7 protein-coding genes are annotated in these 14,078 nt (G+C 71.1%); 4 read left to right on the top strand and 3 right to left on the bottom strand.

The features are described 5' to 3' along the window. Positions 1 to 231: 231 nt before the first annotated feature. Both AB0I83_RS17975 and AB0I83_RS17970 read right to left on the bottom strand, forming a co-directional pair. The gene (locus tag AB0I83_RS17975) at positions 232 to 1,854 is read right to left on the bottom strand and encodes an FAD-dependent monooxygenase (protein ID WP_363305235.1); all 1,623 of its coding nucleotides are present in this window, start codon (positions 1,852 to 1,854) and stop codon (positions 232 to 234) included. A 113-nt stretch (positions 1,855 to 1,967) separates the two neighbouring features. After that, positions 1,968 to 4,664, bottom strand: coding sequence for a cellulose binding domain-containing protein (locus tag AB0I83_RS17970; protein WP_363305226.1), 2,697 nt, complete (start codon positions 4,662 to 4,664; stop codon positions 1,968 to 1,970). Positions 4,665 to 5,431: 767 nt separating this feature from the next. Here AB0I83_RS17970 and AB0I83_RS17965 point away from each other — a divergent pair. From AB0I83_RS17965 to AB0I83_RS17950, 4 genes are all read left to right on the top strand, one after another. Continuing rightward, positions 5,432 to 5,659: a type A2 lantipeptide gene (locus tag AB0I83_RS17965; RefSeq protein WP_356535614.1), complete on the top strand. Its 228-nt coding sequence runs from the start codon at positions 5,432 to 5,434 to the stop codon at positions 5,657 to 5,659. An 83-nt stretch (positions 5,660 to 5,742) separates the two neighbouring features. Further along, positions 5,743 to 6,549, top strand: a complete 807-nt coding sequence (locus tag AB0I83_RS17960) for an HlyD family efflux transporter periplasmic adaptor subunit (protein ID WP_363305225.1) — start codon at positions 5,743 to 5,745, stop codon at positions 6,547 to 6,549. After that, complete coding sequence (locus AB0I83_RS17955) at positions 6,546 to 8,819, top strand: NHLP family bacteriocin export ABC transporter peptidase/permease/ATPase subunit (protein ID WP_356844158.1); 2,274 nt, start codon at positions 6,546 to 6,548, stop codon at positions 8,817 to 8,819. The genes AB0I83_RS17960 and AB0I83_RS17955 overlap by 4 nt, the downstream gene beginning before the upstream one ends. 1 nt (position 8,820) lies before the next feature. Then, on the top strand, positions 8,821 to 11,682 hold the full coding sequence (locus tag AB0I83_RS17950; RefSeq protein ID WP_363305224.1) for an NHLP bacteriocin export ABC transporter permease/ATPase subunit: 2,862 nt from the start codon (positions 8,821 to 8,823) through the stop codon (positions 11,680 to 11,682). 82 nt (positions 11,683 to 11,764) lie between these two features. On the opposite strand, the gene tkt is transcribed toward AB0I83_RS17950, so the two are convergent. Beyond that, complete coding sequence (gene tkt, locus AB0I83_RS17945) at positions 11,765 to 13,945, bottom strand: transketolase (protein WP_363305223.1); 2,181 nt, start codon at positions 13,943 to 13,945, stop codon at positions 11,765 to 11,767. Between the last annotated feature and the right edge of the window lie 133 nt (positions 13,946 to 14,078).

The following is a 14,078-nucleotide window of genomic DNA, read 5'->3' as shown; positions in this document are numbered from 1 at the left end:
CAGGCACCCGTCAAACCCGGAGTCAAGTTCCACGACCTCCTCGTCGTCTCCCTCGGCGGCCAAGGACAGTACGAACACGTCATCAACAACACCGGAGCACCGACCTCCGGTACGTCGACCATCCCGTCCCAGGTGGTGTCCTTCCCCTGAGGCGAGACGAGGTGAGGTGAGCGGCGCTCAGCTCACCCACTACGCGGGGGTCCGGCAGCCGGTCGCTGCCGGATCCCCGCTTCACGTACCGAGGAGCACGGCCAGATGGGCCGACAGCTCCGGCCCGTCCGCAGGTGCGGTACGCAGCCCGAGGTGGCCGTCCGGCCGCACGAGGAACGCCTCACCACCCCGCGCGCCGTAGACGCGGCGGAACTCGCCGGCTCCGTCGTGGACCGCGGGGATACGCAGCGCCGGGGCACGTACCCCGGAGCCGAGTACCGCGCAGCTGTTCAGCATGCCGTGCCCGGCGTGACGGGCACGGGACGCGATCTCGTCGAACGCCGCCGCCCGGTCCTCGTCGTCCGCGTAGAGCAGCAGAGTGTGGTCCCGTTCCCTGAGCAGGGTGAACAGCCGTACGGGGAAGGCGCCCAGCGCGTACAGGAGGCCGCCGCAGTCGGGCGCCCGGTCGCCGGGGGCCGGCCCGTCCCGGGCCCCGCCGCCCGGCCCCACGACAGGGCTGTCCCGGTAGCCGAGCAGGAGCTGGGCCTCGCGGAGCAACAGCGTCGCGGGCGCCTCCGCCTCGCCCCCGACTCCGGTCCGGGCGTGGCGGAGCGTCCGCGCCACGACTTCCTCCCCGACGGGCCGTCGTTCGGCGTCGTAGCTCTCCAGCAGTCGGGGGCCGGCGTGGCCCCGGACGGCCGCGGCGAGTTTCCACGCCAGGTTGAAGGCGTCCTGGATGCCGGTGTTCATCCCCTGGGCGCCGGTGGGCGGATGGATGTGCGCGGCGTCACCGGCGAGGAACACCCGCCCCGCGCCGTAGCGGTCGACGATCCGGTGGCTGATGCGGAAGACCGAGGACCAGCGCAGCGAGGAGGCGGTCGTGGGCCGCGGTGAGAGCCGGTCAAGCACCGCCTGGATGTGCTCGATCCCGGGCAGCGGGCCCTTCTCACCGCTCAGGCCGTGCGCCACCCCGTCGGCGCCGGCGCCTCCCGCCCCGGAGAGTTCGGGCGGGGTGCGCATCGACATCCGGTAGCGGTGATCGCCGGGCAGCGGGATGCACACGAGGAGGTCGTCCGTCCGGCCGTCGACGACGTGCGTGGAGCGGACGCCGTACCCGGCCGGCAGGTCCCAGTCGACCTCGACGTCGCCCAGCATGTACTCCTCGGGGAGGGCTCCACCCTCGAAGGACAGTCCGAGCCCCTTGCGTACGGCGCTGTGGGCGCCGTCGCAGCCCAGGAGGTAGCGGGCCGTCACCTCCTCCCGGCCGCCGGACGGGGCACGGAGGACGGCCCTGACCTCGCCCAGGTCCTGCTCGAAGGAGACGAGTTCGGTGCCTCTCCCGACGTGCCCTCCCCAGCGCCGCAGGAGGTCCTCGAGGAGGCGCTCGGTCTCGTACTGCGGGAGGGCGGCGAAGCGGTACGGGATCTCCGGGGGGAGGTCCAGGTCGATCCGCGCCCGTTCCTCGCCGTTGACGTAGGTCAGCTGTCCCCGCATCGGGACGGCGGCCTCCATGGCCTCGCGGATCATTCCCATCCGGTCCCAGATCTCCAACGTTCGGGGCTGGACGCCCACGGCCCTGGCGTACGGCAGCCGTCCGGGGAGCCGGTCCACGACCCGGCACGAGATCTCACGCCGGCACAGTTCGGCCGCCGCGGTCAGCCCGACCGGACCAGCGCCCGCGATCAGCACGTCGACGTCCACCACCGGTGCCTCCCAGGGTGAGATCAGGTCACTCAAATGCAGCACACCATGGGCGATATGTCCATTTCACCCCGTGTGGGCCGGCGCGGCCCCCTGGTCCGCGCCGACCCCCGGGATCAGGCGACGGCGCAGGCCTCACCGTCCACCGTGAAGGCGCCCGGCTCCGCGTTCGTGGCCGTCCAGGTGCCCGTGAAGCCGAAGCCCGCGGACGATCCGGGCGCCACCTCGCCGTTCCAGGCGACGTTCCTCGCGGTGGCCTTCGCGCCGTCCTGCTGGTGCGTGGCGTTCCACATCTGGGTGACCTTCTGGCCTCCGGGGAAGGTCCAGCCGAGCTGCCAGCCGTCGTAGGAGGTGCTGCCGGTGTTCGTGACCGTCACGTCGGCCTGGAAGCCACCGGCCCACTGGTTGGTGACCTCGTACGTCACCGAACAGTCGCCATCGGCCGGGGGACCGCCCGGACCCGGGTCCGGATCCGTGCCTCCGCCGCCGGTGCCCGAGGACTCCCCCACTTGGATGCCGCGGCCGTTCGTCGAGACGTAGACCCGGCCGTACACCCGCGGGTCCCCGGTGATCGCGGCACCGGTCCAGCCCCACTGGTGCGCGTCGTCGTTGATCCGCGTCCAGGTGGCCCCGGCGTCCGTGGAACGGAAGATGCCGCGTACGTTGCCGATCTTCGCGCTGACGAAGACGCTCTGGTACGAAGCCCCTGGGGCTGCCTTGCCGAAGCCGACGCTGTCCGCCTGGTCCACACCGGAGGACTTCGTGAAGCTGGCGCCGGAGTCGGTCGAGCGCCAGAGCCCGTACGCCCCGGTCGACGCGCCGCCCGCGAGCCAGATGTCGCCCTCGGTACCGGGCAGCGCCTTGAAACGGACGTTGCCTTCGGCCGGGAGCCCGGTCGCCTTCGCCGTGAAGCTCGCGCCGGAGTCGGTCGACACGTAGAACGTGCCGGCCTTGAATCCGTAGAACTTCCTGGGGTTCTTCCGGTCCGACTCGACGGTCGCGCCTGCCGGGATCCCGGTGGAGGGGGTCCAGGAGTGGCCGTAGCCGGTGGTCCGGTGCACGGCCGCGCCTTCGGGGCTCCAGACGAATCCGCTGCCGTCCGCGGCGGCGGCGACGGTGCCTCCTCCGGTGACCCCCGAAGGCTCGGATCCCTGGAACCAGTTGGCGCCGTTGTCGGTGGAGAAGCCGATGTGCGGGGCAGCGTCGGCGTTGCCCACCCGGACGACCGTACCGGGGGCCGTCTCCGCGAAGTCCAGGCTGGTGGTCGAGTCCAGGTTCGGCGAGGTGAACATCATGGCGGGCACCGCGTCGAGGTCGGTGTGCCGGAAGCCGCCGATGTCGCCGAGGGCGCTCAGCAGCGGCGCGCCCGAGGGCGGGCTCGCCAGATCGTTGACGGCCGTCTCCTCCAGCCCCTTCACCATGGGTGTGATGGTGAACCGGCCGCCTGAGTCCCAGGACGTGAGGTTCTCGGTGCCGTAGACCGTCGCGCCCGTGCCGTACATCATCCGGTCAGAGTCGAACGGGTCGATCTCCAGGGCCTCCGTCATCCAGCCCAGCTTGGGTGAGGTCTCGGGCGGGGAGGGGGTGGCGCCCCAGCTGAGCCAGGGTACCGAGGAGACGTCCTGCGTGTAGCGGTTCGATCGGTTCGGATAGCTGGTGTAGTCCCAGGCCTTCGTCCAGGTCGCACCGCTGTCGGTGGAGCGGAAGATCTGGGTGTCGGGCCACCACGAGCTGTAGGCGGTGGCCATCAGGGTACCGGGTTCCTGCCGGTCGACGGAGAGCCCGCTGAAGCCGTGGTAGGTGTCCGCCTCCGCAACCGGGCTGACGTCCTTCCACGCGCCGGACCCGGTGTCGTACCGCCATATCCGCCCCTTGGCACCGTCGTACGGCCCGCCCGTGTCGCTCAGCGTGAGGTAGAGGTGGCCGGTCGCCGAGTCGAGTACGCCCTTGTGCGCGAGGTAGCCGGTCGGCTGGCCGGGGATCCGGGACCAGGTGCCGCCGCCGTCCGTGGAGCGGTAGACGGTGTTCGCCTTGTCGGCGACACCCACGTAGATGTCCTGGGTGGCGCTGCCCGCGCTGCCGGAACGCTCGTCGAACGTCACCCAGACGATGCCCTGGTTGTCGCTGCCGTATCCGCTGGTGTCGGACGGGTCAGCCGCGTAGTTGCCGGGGTTGGGGAAGGCGGTCACCTCGGACCAGGTGACCCCTGAGTCCGTGGACCTCCAGAGCCCCTTGCCGCTGGGGGCTCCCAGATAGAGCACGGAGTTCTTGTTCGGGTCGACCGCGAGCCGCTCGCCCATCCCGCGTCCCGGCATGTTCCCGCCGAGCTTGAAGGGGAGCGTGGCGGCCTTCCAGGAGGCGCCGCGGTCCGAGGAGCGCAGCACGGCCCCGTTCGTCGGGTCCCAGCTGTTGGTGTACGTGCCCACGGCGGCATAGACCTTGTCGGGGTCGGCGGTGTCGGAGGCGAGGCCCACCACACCGGACCAGCCCCACCGGTCCCAGTCCACCCAGTCCAGCAGTGGCGTCCACCGCTTGCCGGCCTGGTCCCACCGGTACGCGCCGCCGATGTCGGTGCGCGCGTAGGCGAGGTTCTTCTCGGACCGGTTGAAGACGATGCCCGGCACGAAGCCACCGCCGTCGATCCGTGCGTTCTTCCAGGTGTAGGTGTCCGCCGCGATCGACACATCCGATGCCTGGGCCGTGTCACGCCCTTCGTCGGAACGCGCGAAGGCCGGGGGTCCGGTGACCGACAACCCGGCGGTCAGGGCTAGTGCCGCCAACAGGACGGCGACGGGTCTGGCGCTCAAGTGCACGGAAACGTCCTCTCCGAGCTGGTACGCCGCTCAGCGGCGATACAGGGCCGACAAAGGGTGGGAGCGCTCCCATCGAGCACCACGATGCTAGCGCCGCGCACCGCCGGGGTGAAGGGTGGTGCACACGTTTCATCGGATGAATCGACTTCGGAGGCTCACACAGCGCCCGCACCTCCGGACGGACTCGCCCCACCCTTCGCGTCCACACCGGAACGCGACAGCGCGACACAGGTCCTCCACCTCTCCGGAGACAGGAACGCATCACGGGCACACCTGCCGGAAAACACTTCATAAATGGGTCGCCGACCACCATTCGAAGGGCACAGAAAATAGAGACCGACTCACCTTTTACGCTCTCGTGAATAGCGATAGCTTCCGAACCCGTTCTCCATGAATCACGCCCTCGACCGGAATTGAGCCGGCCTCCCGATCCCGGGAAATCTGCACACGGCATGCGCACACCGATCACGCGTGCGGACACGAAATGCCTGGTCCAGACCGATGCGCGGGGAGTTTGCGACAGGAGTGCCCACTTGGGAGGCGCTCGGTCGCACCGGCAGGAATCCATCCGGTGAAGCTCGTGAAGGAACTGCCGCCACGAAATGAACACTTCTGCACGAAAGAAGATTCAAGCGCGCCGACGACTACGGATCCGCCGCAGTTCGATTGGCTGCGCGAGGTGCGGGCGTGCTTTGATCCTGGCCCATACGGAGGCCGCACCACCGGGTTTCCGTACAGAAGCAATTTCCATACGAAGGGCGCTCATCATGAACTACACCCCCCAGGTCGAGACCGCCGAGATCTCCGACAACGACCTCGACAACGTCTCGGGCGGCCTCATCGGCGGCCTCGCGGGCAACGTCACGGGCACCGTCGAGGGCATCGTCCCCGTCTCCGGCGTCGTCGGCTCGGTCACGGGTCTCGTCGAGTCGGCCACCGGTGTGAACACGGGCGCGGTCACCGGCCTGGCCACCGGCCTCACCGCCGGTCTCTGAGAGACGGCAGCACCCCGCCGAGCCCCGGAACCCGTCGGTTCCGGGGCTCGGTGCCGACCGTCGACAGGTGAGGGAAGAGTTTCATGCAGTTCCGCCAACAGGCGCTTTCCAAGCTGCAGTCGCCCGAACAGCTCGATCTGCCGGTGCGCTTCGCCCGACCCCAAGGCCTGCTCGTCCTCTGCGTCACCGTCGCCGTGATGGGCGCGGCCTGCTTCTGGGCCATGACGGGCTCGGTCGCGAGCACACTCGACGCCCCCGGCATCCTCACGCACTCCCGCGGCAGTTACGTCCTGCAGAGCCCGGTCGCCGGCCAGGTCACGGAGGTGCTCGCCGACGAGGGCGAGACCCTCCCCGCCGACGCCCCACTGCTCACGGTCCGTACGGAGAAGGGTGACAAGGTCGTCCGGACGATCGACCCCGGCCGCCTCACCTCGGTGACGGCCACCATCGGCGCGGTCGTGGGCACCGGCGCCGACGTGGCGAGCGTCGAGCGGATCGACGGCCCCGACGATCCGCTGGTCGTCCTGCTGTACGTGTCCGGCGGCTCCGCCGCTTCGGTCCCCGTGGGCGCCCGGGTCGACCTGAAGGTGCAGTCGGTACCCGCCCAGCAGTACGGGGTGCTGCGCGGCAAGGTGGCCGCCGTCGGCAGGACCGCGCAGACACAGCAGCAGATCACCCGCTTCCTCGGCGACGCACAGCTGGGCGCCCAGTTCTCCAGGCACGGGCGGCCGTCGGCGGTCCTGGTGCGGATCGAACGCTCGGACGCCACGGAGTCCGGCTACCGGTGGTCCTCTGCCGACGGTCCTCCGTACGCGATCGGTTCCATGACCCTGGCCGACGGCTCAGTCCGGCTGGCCGACCAGCGCCCGATCGATTGGCTCCTCCCGTGACCGCGCCTCACCCCTCCCCCGCCGCACAGCAGTTGCCGCCTTCCGGCCGCGGCAGACACCGGCCCGAGAACGGGCCTGGCGGCAGACGCCGGTCCCGTCCGGCCCCGAGGCCCGGACGCACGAAGACCGTGCGCACCCCGACGGTGCTCCAGATGGAGGCCGTGGAGTGCGGGGCCGCCTCGCTGGCGATGGTGCTCGGCCACTACGGCCGGCACGTGCCGCTGGAGGAGCTGCGCATCGCCTGCGGTGTCTCACGCGACGGTTCGCGCGCGAGCAACGTGCTGAAGGCGGCGCGCAGTTACGGTCTGCGGGCCAAGGGAATGCAGATGGAGCCCGCCGCGCTGGCGGAGGTGCGCGCCCCAGCGATCCTGTTCTGGGAGTTCAACCACTACGTCGTCTACGACGGCACGGGGCGCCGCCTCGGGCGGCGGGGCGTGCACATCAACGACCCCGACAAGGGCAGGCGGTTCGTACCGACCGAGGACTTCGACACCAGCTTCACCGGGGTCGCCCTCGTGCTGGAACCCGGTGAGGACTTCCGGCGCGGCGGCCGCAAGCCCGGTGTGCTGGCCGCGTTGCCGGCCCGGCTGCGCGGCACCACGGGCACGATGCTGGTCGCCCTGCTGGCCAGCCTGCTCCTGGTCGCCGTCGGAGCGACGCTGCCGGCCCTGAGCCGTACGTACATCGACATGTTCCTGATCGGCCGGCAGACCTCACTGCTCGGCGTGCTGTTCGGCGCGATGGGCACCATGGTGGCGCTCACCGTCGTACTGACATGGCTTCAGCAGGCGAACCTGCTGAGGGGGCGCATCATCTCGTCCACGCTCGGCAGCGCGCGCTTCTTCCGGCATCTGCTCAGGCTGCCGGTCACCTTCTTCGCCCAGCGCAGCCCCGCCGACCTCGTCCAGCGCCTGCAGTCGAACGACGCGGTGGCAGAGACGCTCGCCAGGGATCTCACGGCGGCGGGTGTGGACGGCATCGTCGTACTCCTCTACGCGTTCCTGCTGTGGACGTACGATCCGCAGCTGACCGTCGTCGGAGTGGGGATCGCCCTGCTCAACGTGGTCGCGATGCGCATCGTCGTACGGCTGCGGGCCACCGGCACCCAGAAGCTGCGGGCCGACAGCGCCAGGCTGACGAACACCTCGTACACCGGTCTCCAGCTGATCGAGACGATGAAGGCCACCGGCGGCGAGAACGGGTACTTCCGCCGGTGGGCCGGGCAGCACGCGACCACCCTGGAGGAGCAGCAGCGTCTCGGGGTCCCGAGCGCCTGGCTGGGTGTCGTCGCGCCACTCCTCGCCACGCTCAACAGTGCGCTGATCCTGTGGATCGGCGGGCTCAGGGCTGTCGAGGGGCACATCTCGATCGGTCTGCTCGTCGCCTTCCAGGCGCTGGTGACGCGGTTCACCGCGCCGGTCACCCGGCTCAACGGGGTCGCGGGGCGGATCCAGGACTTCGCGGCCGACGTGGCCCGGCTGAAGGACGTCGAGAACTTCCCGGTCGACGCGCTGTACTCACGCCGCGAGCCCGCGGCGAGCACCCGTCGGCTCAAGGGCCATGTGACGCTGGAGAACATCACCTTCGGCTACAGCCCGCTCGACAAGCCCCTGCTCACCGGCTTCTCGCTGGCGGTGGGTCCGGGGCAGCAGGTCGCCCTGGTCGGCGGTTCCGGCAGCGGCAAGTCGACCGTCTCGCGGCTCATCTCGGGTCTCTACAGTCCCTGGGAGGGCGTCATCCGCATCGACGGGCAGCGTCTGGAGGACATCCCGAGGGGTGCGTTGGCCGCTTCGGTGTCCTTCGTCGACCAGGACGTCTTCCTCTTCGAGGGGACGGTCCGCGACAACGTGGCGCTGTGGGATCCCTCGGTCCCGGACGACGCGGTGACCGAGGCACTGCGGGACGCCGCGCTGTACGACGTGGTGGCCCGCCGCCCCCGGGGCATCCACAGCCGGGTGGAGCAGGACGGCCGCAACTTCTCCGGCGGTCAGCGCCAGCGCCTGGAGATCGCCCGGGCCCTCGTACGCCGTCCCAGCATCCTGGTCCTGGACGAGGTCACCAGCGCGCTGGACGCCGAGACGGAGCGGATCATCATCGACAACCTGCGGCGGCGCGGCTGCGCCTGTGTGGTGATCGCGCACCGGTTGAGCACGGTGCGCGACAGCGACGAGATCGTGGTCCTGGACCACGGGACGGTGGTGGAGCGCGGCCGGCACGAGCAGCTGGCAGCCGCCGGAGGCCCGTACGCCGAGCTGGTCAGGGAGCACTGAAATGGCATCCGTACACCCCCTCGCGGCCGGGGCCGGCGCTCCCGGGCGGGACCCGGTGATCGACGCGCTGGGAGCACTGGGCTCGCCGGTGGACTGCACCGGGCTGCGGAGTCTCTCGCTCGAGGGGCCGCAGGTGCTGTGGCTGGTCGTGGACGGCGCCCTCGACCTGTTCGCGGTGGACGCGGCGGAGCAGGGGCACTGGCACTTCCTGGGCCGGCTGGAGGCCGGAGCCCTCGTACTGGGTCCGGTCGAGGGCCCGCAGCACACTCTGGTGGGGCGACCGCTCCAGCAGTGCGCGCTGCGCCGGGTCCCGCTGCGCGAGCTGTACCGGCCCGAGTACGCCGACCAGGGGCCCTGGGACGGTCAGTACCGCAGCCACTACGACACCGGTGACGCGACGCTGAGCCTGCTGGAGCACGCCTTCTCCCTGGGCATGGGCCGCAGCCGGCGTGTTCTCTTCGAAGCCCCGCTGGACGGACGGACCGCCGTCGACGAACCGGTCGGTGACGACGACGTCCTGTGGCTGCCGGTGTCGCCCGGGGACGTCCAGTACGGCGCCGCCTTCAGCGCGGAGGCGGCGGGCGACCTGCTGGTCGACGCCGCGATGTGGCAGGGGATGGTCAACCAGCAGTACCGCCTGCTGTCGGCCCTGGACCGCTGGATCGAGCAGTTGGAGCGGGCGCACGAGGACCGGACCGCGGCCGGGATGAAGGCGGGTGAGGCCGTCCGCAAGGAGGCCGACCAGGCGCTCCTGACCTCGATCGGCCGCTCCGGGAAGGGCTCCGCGCCATCGGCCGGCGCCTCGGACGACGCGGTGTACGCGGCCTGCCGTCTGGTTGCCGGGGACTCGGGGATCGTCCTGTCCGAGCCCGGCGCGGGCGGTGCGGTGAGCGACCGGATCGATCCGGTCGAGCGGGTCGCCGTCGCCTCCCGCGTACGGACCCGAGCGGTGCGGCTCGACGGGCGCTGGTGGCGGGTGGACTCCGGTCCGCTGGTGGGCCGTCGGGCCGCGTCCGGCGCGCCGGTGGCACTGCTGTGGCGCCGGGGCCGCTACGAGGCGGTGAACCCGTTGACCGGGCGGCGCAGCCGTGTGGACGGTGGGTGCGCGGAGGAGTTCGAGGATCGCGCGGTGATGTTCTACCGGGCCTTGCCCGAGCGGCCGTTGGGCAAGTGGCAGCTGCTTCGCTTCGGTCTGTTCGGCACCAGGGCCGATCTGCGCAGGCTGGTGCTCACCGGACTGGTGACGGTCGCGCTGGGCTCTCTGGTGCCGATCGCGACGGGCCGGGTGCTCGGCGTGTACGTGCCCAACGCGGAGACCGGGCTCATCGTGCGGGTCTCACTGGCGGTGATCATCACGGGGGTGGTCTCGGCCGCGTTCATGCTGCTGCAGAACCTCACGATCCTGCGGATGGAGGGGCGTGTCGAGAGCACGCTCCAGCCCGCGGTGTGGGACCGGCTGCTGCGGCTGCCGACGCGGTTCTTCACCGAGCGGTCCACCGGGGAGCTGGCGAGCGCCGCGATGGGTGTCAGCGCCATTCGGCGCGTGCTGTCCGGCACCGGCCCCGTGGTGGTACAGGCGGGCACGCTCGGGGCCGTGAACCTGGGTCTGCTGCTCTGGTTCAGCGTCCCGCTGGCGCTCACCGCCGTCGCGATGCTGGTGGTCGTCGCCGGGGTGTTCCTGACGATGGGCATGTGGGAACTGCGCTGGCAGCGCAAGCTGGTCGTGCTGGGGAACAAGCTCAACAACCAGGCCTTCCAGACACTGCGGGGGCTTCCGAAGCTGCGGGTCGCCGCGGCGGAGAGTTTCGCTTACGGGGCATGGGCCGCGGAGTTCGCCCGCAGCCGTGAACTGCAGAAGCGGGCCGGCCGGATCAAGAACATGACGACGGTGCTCAACGCCGTCTATCTGCCGCTGTGTTCGCTGGCCGTCTTCATGCTGCTGGCGGGTCCGGCCCGCGGCTCCCTCTCCGCGAGCGAGTTCCTGACCTTCAACACGTCCGTGACGATGCTGCTGACGGCTGTCACCCAGCTCACCGGCGCGTTCGTGTCCGCCGCCGCCGTCCTGCCGATGTTCGAGCAGATCAAGCCGGTGCTCGACGAGGCACCCGAGGTACGCGGCGTCAGCACGCAGCCGGGCCCGCTGTCCGGGGAGATCGAGGCCAGGGGCGTCTCCTTCCGCTACACCGACGACGGTCCGGTGGTCCTCGACGAGGTGTCGCTGACCGTGCGGCCGGGTGAGTTCGTCGCGATCGTCGGACCCAGCGGGTGCGGCAAGTCGACGCTGCTGAGGCTGCTCATCGGCTTCGACCGCCCCGTCTCGGGCAGTGTGCTGTACGACGGCCAGGATCTGACCTCGCTGGACCAGGCGGCTGTGCGCCGGCAGTGCGGGGTCGTCCTGCAGAACGCCCAGCCGCTGTCGGGCTCGATCCTGGACTGCATCTGCGGCGCCGAGGTCTTCACCCAGGAGGAGGCGTGGGAGGCCGCTGCCATGGCGGGTCTCGCCGAGGACATCAAGCGCATGCCGATGGGCCTGCACACGATGATCTCCGGCGGCGGCGCGATCTCCGGCGGGCAGCGCCAGCGGCTGATGATCGCCCAGGCCCTGGTCAGGCGGCCCCGCATCCTGTTCTTCGACGAGGCGACCAGCGCGCTGGACAACGAGACCCAGCGCACGGTCATCGAGAGCACGAGGTCCCTGCGTGCCACCCGGGTGGTGATCGCGCACCGGCTGTCCACGGTGCTGGACGCCGACCGCGTGATCGTCATGGCGGACGGCCGTGTCGTCCAGCAGGGGCCGCCCGCCGAGCTCCTCGCGGACACGGGCGGGCAGCTCCATGAGCTGGTGCGGCGCCAGATGGCCTGAGCCCTCCCGCTCGGCGGGAAGGGCACCGTCTCCGGGCGCCAGGACCGTCGTAGGACGGTCCTGGCGGACACGCACGGAAGGCTCAGTCCCCGCGGCCGCCGGGCCGGGGAGCCTCCGCGGCGTCCCGGATGCTGTCGTGTGCCGCGGCGGCCACGGCTTCGGCGGTGATGCCGAACTCCTCGTACAGCCGCTGGTAGTCCGCGGAGGCACCGTAGTGCTCGAGGCTCACGATGCGGCCGGCGTCGCCGACCACCTCGCGCCAGCCCTGGCCCACCGCCGCCTCGACACTGACGCGGGCGCGCACCGCGGGAGGCAGCACCTCGTCCTGGTAGGACAGCGGCTGTTCGGCGAACCATTCGCGGCAGGGCATCGAGACCACGCGCACGGCCAGGCCCTCCTGGGCCAGCCGCGTACGCGCGTCGAGGGCGATCTGCACCTCGGAACCCGTCGCCACCAGGATGACGTCGGGGGCTGCCCCGGACGCGTCGGCGAGGACGTAGGCGCCGCGTGCCGCCCCCTCCGCCGAGGCGTGGGTGCCGTCGGCGCGGTCGAGGACGGGCAGGTTCTGCCGGGTCAGGACGAGACCGGCGGGGCGGTCGGTGTGCTCCAGGACGGTCCGCCAGCAGACGGTGGTCTCGTTGGCGTCGCCGGGTCGTACGACGTCGAGGCCGGGGATCGCGCGCAGGGCCGCGAGGTGTTCGACGGGCTGGTGGGTGGGGCCGTCCTCGCCGAGACCGATCGAGTCGTGGGTCCACACGTAGGTGACGGGGAGCTTCATCAGGGCACCCAGCCGGACCGCCGGACGCATGTAGTCGCTGAACGTGAGGAACGTGCCGCCGTACGGGCGGGTCAGGCTCTGCAGTCCGATGCCGTTGAGTACGGCGCCCATCGCGTGCTCGCGGATGCCGAAGTGCAGGGTGCGTCCGTAGGGTCCGCCCTCGAACTCGGCGGTCTGCCGGTCGGACGGGACGAAGGAGGGCTCCCCGTCCATGGTGGTGTTGTTGCTGCCCGCGAGGTCCGCCGAGCCGCCCCACAGCTCGGGCAGCACCGGGGCGAGGGCGGTCAGGACCTCGCCGGAGGCCTTGCGGGTGGCCATGCCCTTCGCGTCCGCCGGGAACACCGGCAGGGCGTCGGTCCAGCCGTCCGGAAGTTCCTGCTCCCTCAGCCGGTCCAGCAGTGCCGCCCGCTCGGGGGCGGCACCGCGCCACGCCTCGTAGGCCTTCTGCCACTCCTCCTTGGCCGCCCTGCCGCGCTCCCCGACCGCCCGGGTGTGGGCGATGACCTCGTCCTCCACGGGGAAGAACTCCTCGGGGTCGAAGCCGAGGAGCCTCTTGGTGCCGGCGACCTCCTCGTCCCCCAGAGCCGCTCCGTGTGCCTTGCCCGTGTTCCGCTTCGTCGGGGCGGGCCATCCGATGATCGTGCGCAGCATGATCAGGGAGGGGCGGGAGCGTTCCGCCTTGGCCGCCTCGATCGCGGCGAGCAGCGCGTCGACGTCCTCGACGTAGTCGCCCGTACGGGTCCAGTCCACCGTCTGCACGTGCCAGCCGTACGCGGCGTAGCGGGCGGGGACGTCCTCGCTGAACGAGATGTCGGTGTCGTCCTCGATGGAGATGTGGTTGGAGTCGTAGAACACCACGAGGTTGCCGAGCTGCTGGTGTCCCGCGAGCGAGGAGGCCTCCGAAGCGACGCCCTCCATCATGTCGCCGTCGGACGCGAGCACGTACACGTGGTGGTCGAAGGGGCTGGTGCCGGGGGCGGCCTCGGGGTCGAGCAGCCCCCTCTCCCTGCGTGCCGCCATGGCCATGCCCACGCTCGCACCGATGCCCTGGCCGAGTGGACCGGTGGTGATCTCGACGCCCCTGGTGTGCCGGTACTCCGGGTGGCCGGGTGTCGCCGACTCCCAGGTCCGCAGGGCCTTCAGGTCGTCCATCTCCAGGCCGTAGCCGGCCAGGTAGAGCTGGATGTACAGCGTCAGGCTGGTGTGGCCGCAGGAGAGGACGAACCGGTCCCTGCCCAGCCACTGGTCGTCGGCGGGGTCGTGCCGCATGACCTGCTGGAAGAGCAGGTAGGCGAGGGGCGCGAGGCTCATCGCCGTACCGGGGTGGCCGTTGCCCGTCTTCTGGACGGCGTCGGCGGCCAGGACCCGGACGGTGTCCACCGCCCGCACGTCCACGTCGCTCCAGCCCGCCCGTTCGGCCACGGGAAGGGCGAGCCCGGGGTCGCGGGGTCCGGTGCTTCCGGAAGAGGATCGTTCGGGCGCCATGGTGTTGTCTCCCTCGGATGTCGCTCGTCGCTACGACGGGGCCGGTCGGCGCGGTTCGCCACCCTTCGCATCCTCCGTTCCCGCGCCACCGCCCGCACCCGGAGCGGCCCGGCGGCGCGGGCGGGAGGTCCGG

This window comes from Streptomyces sp. NPDC049970 (assembly GCF_040660235.1).
GTDB lineage: Bacteria > Actinomycetota > Actinomycetes > Streptomycetales > Streptomycetaceae > Streptomyces.
This window is presented reverse-complemented; position numbering and strand designations above follow the sequence as displayed.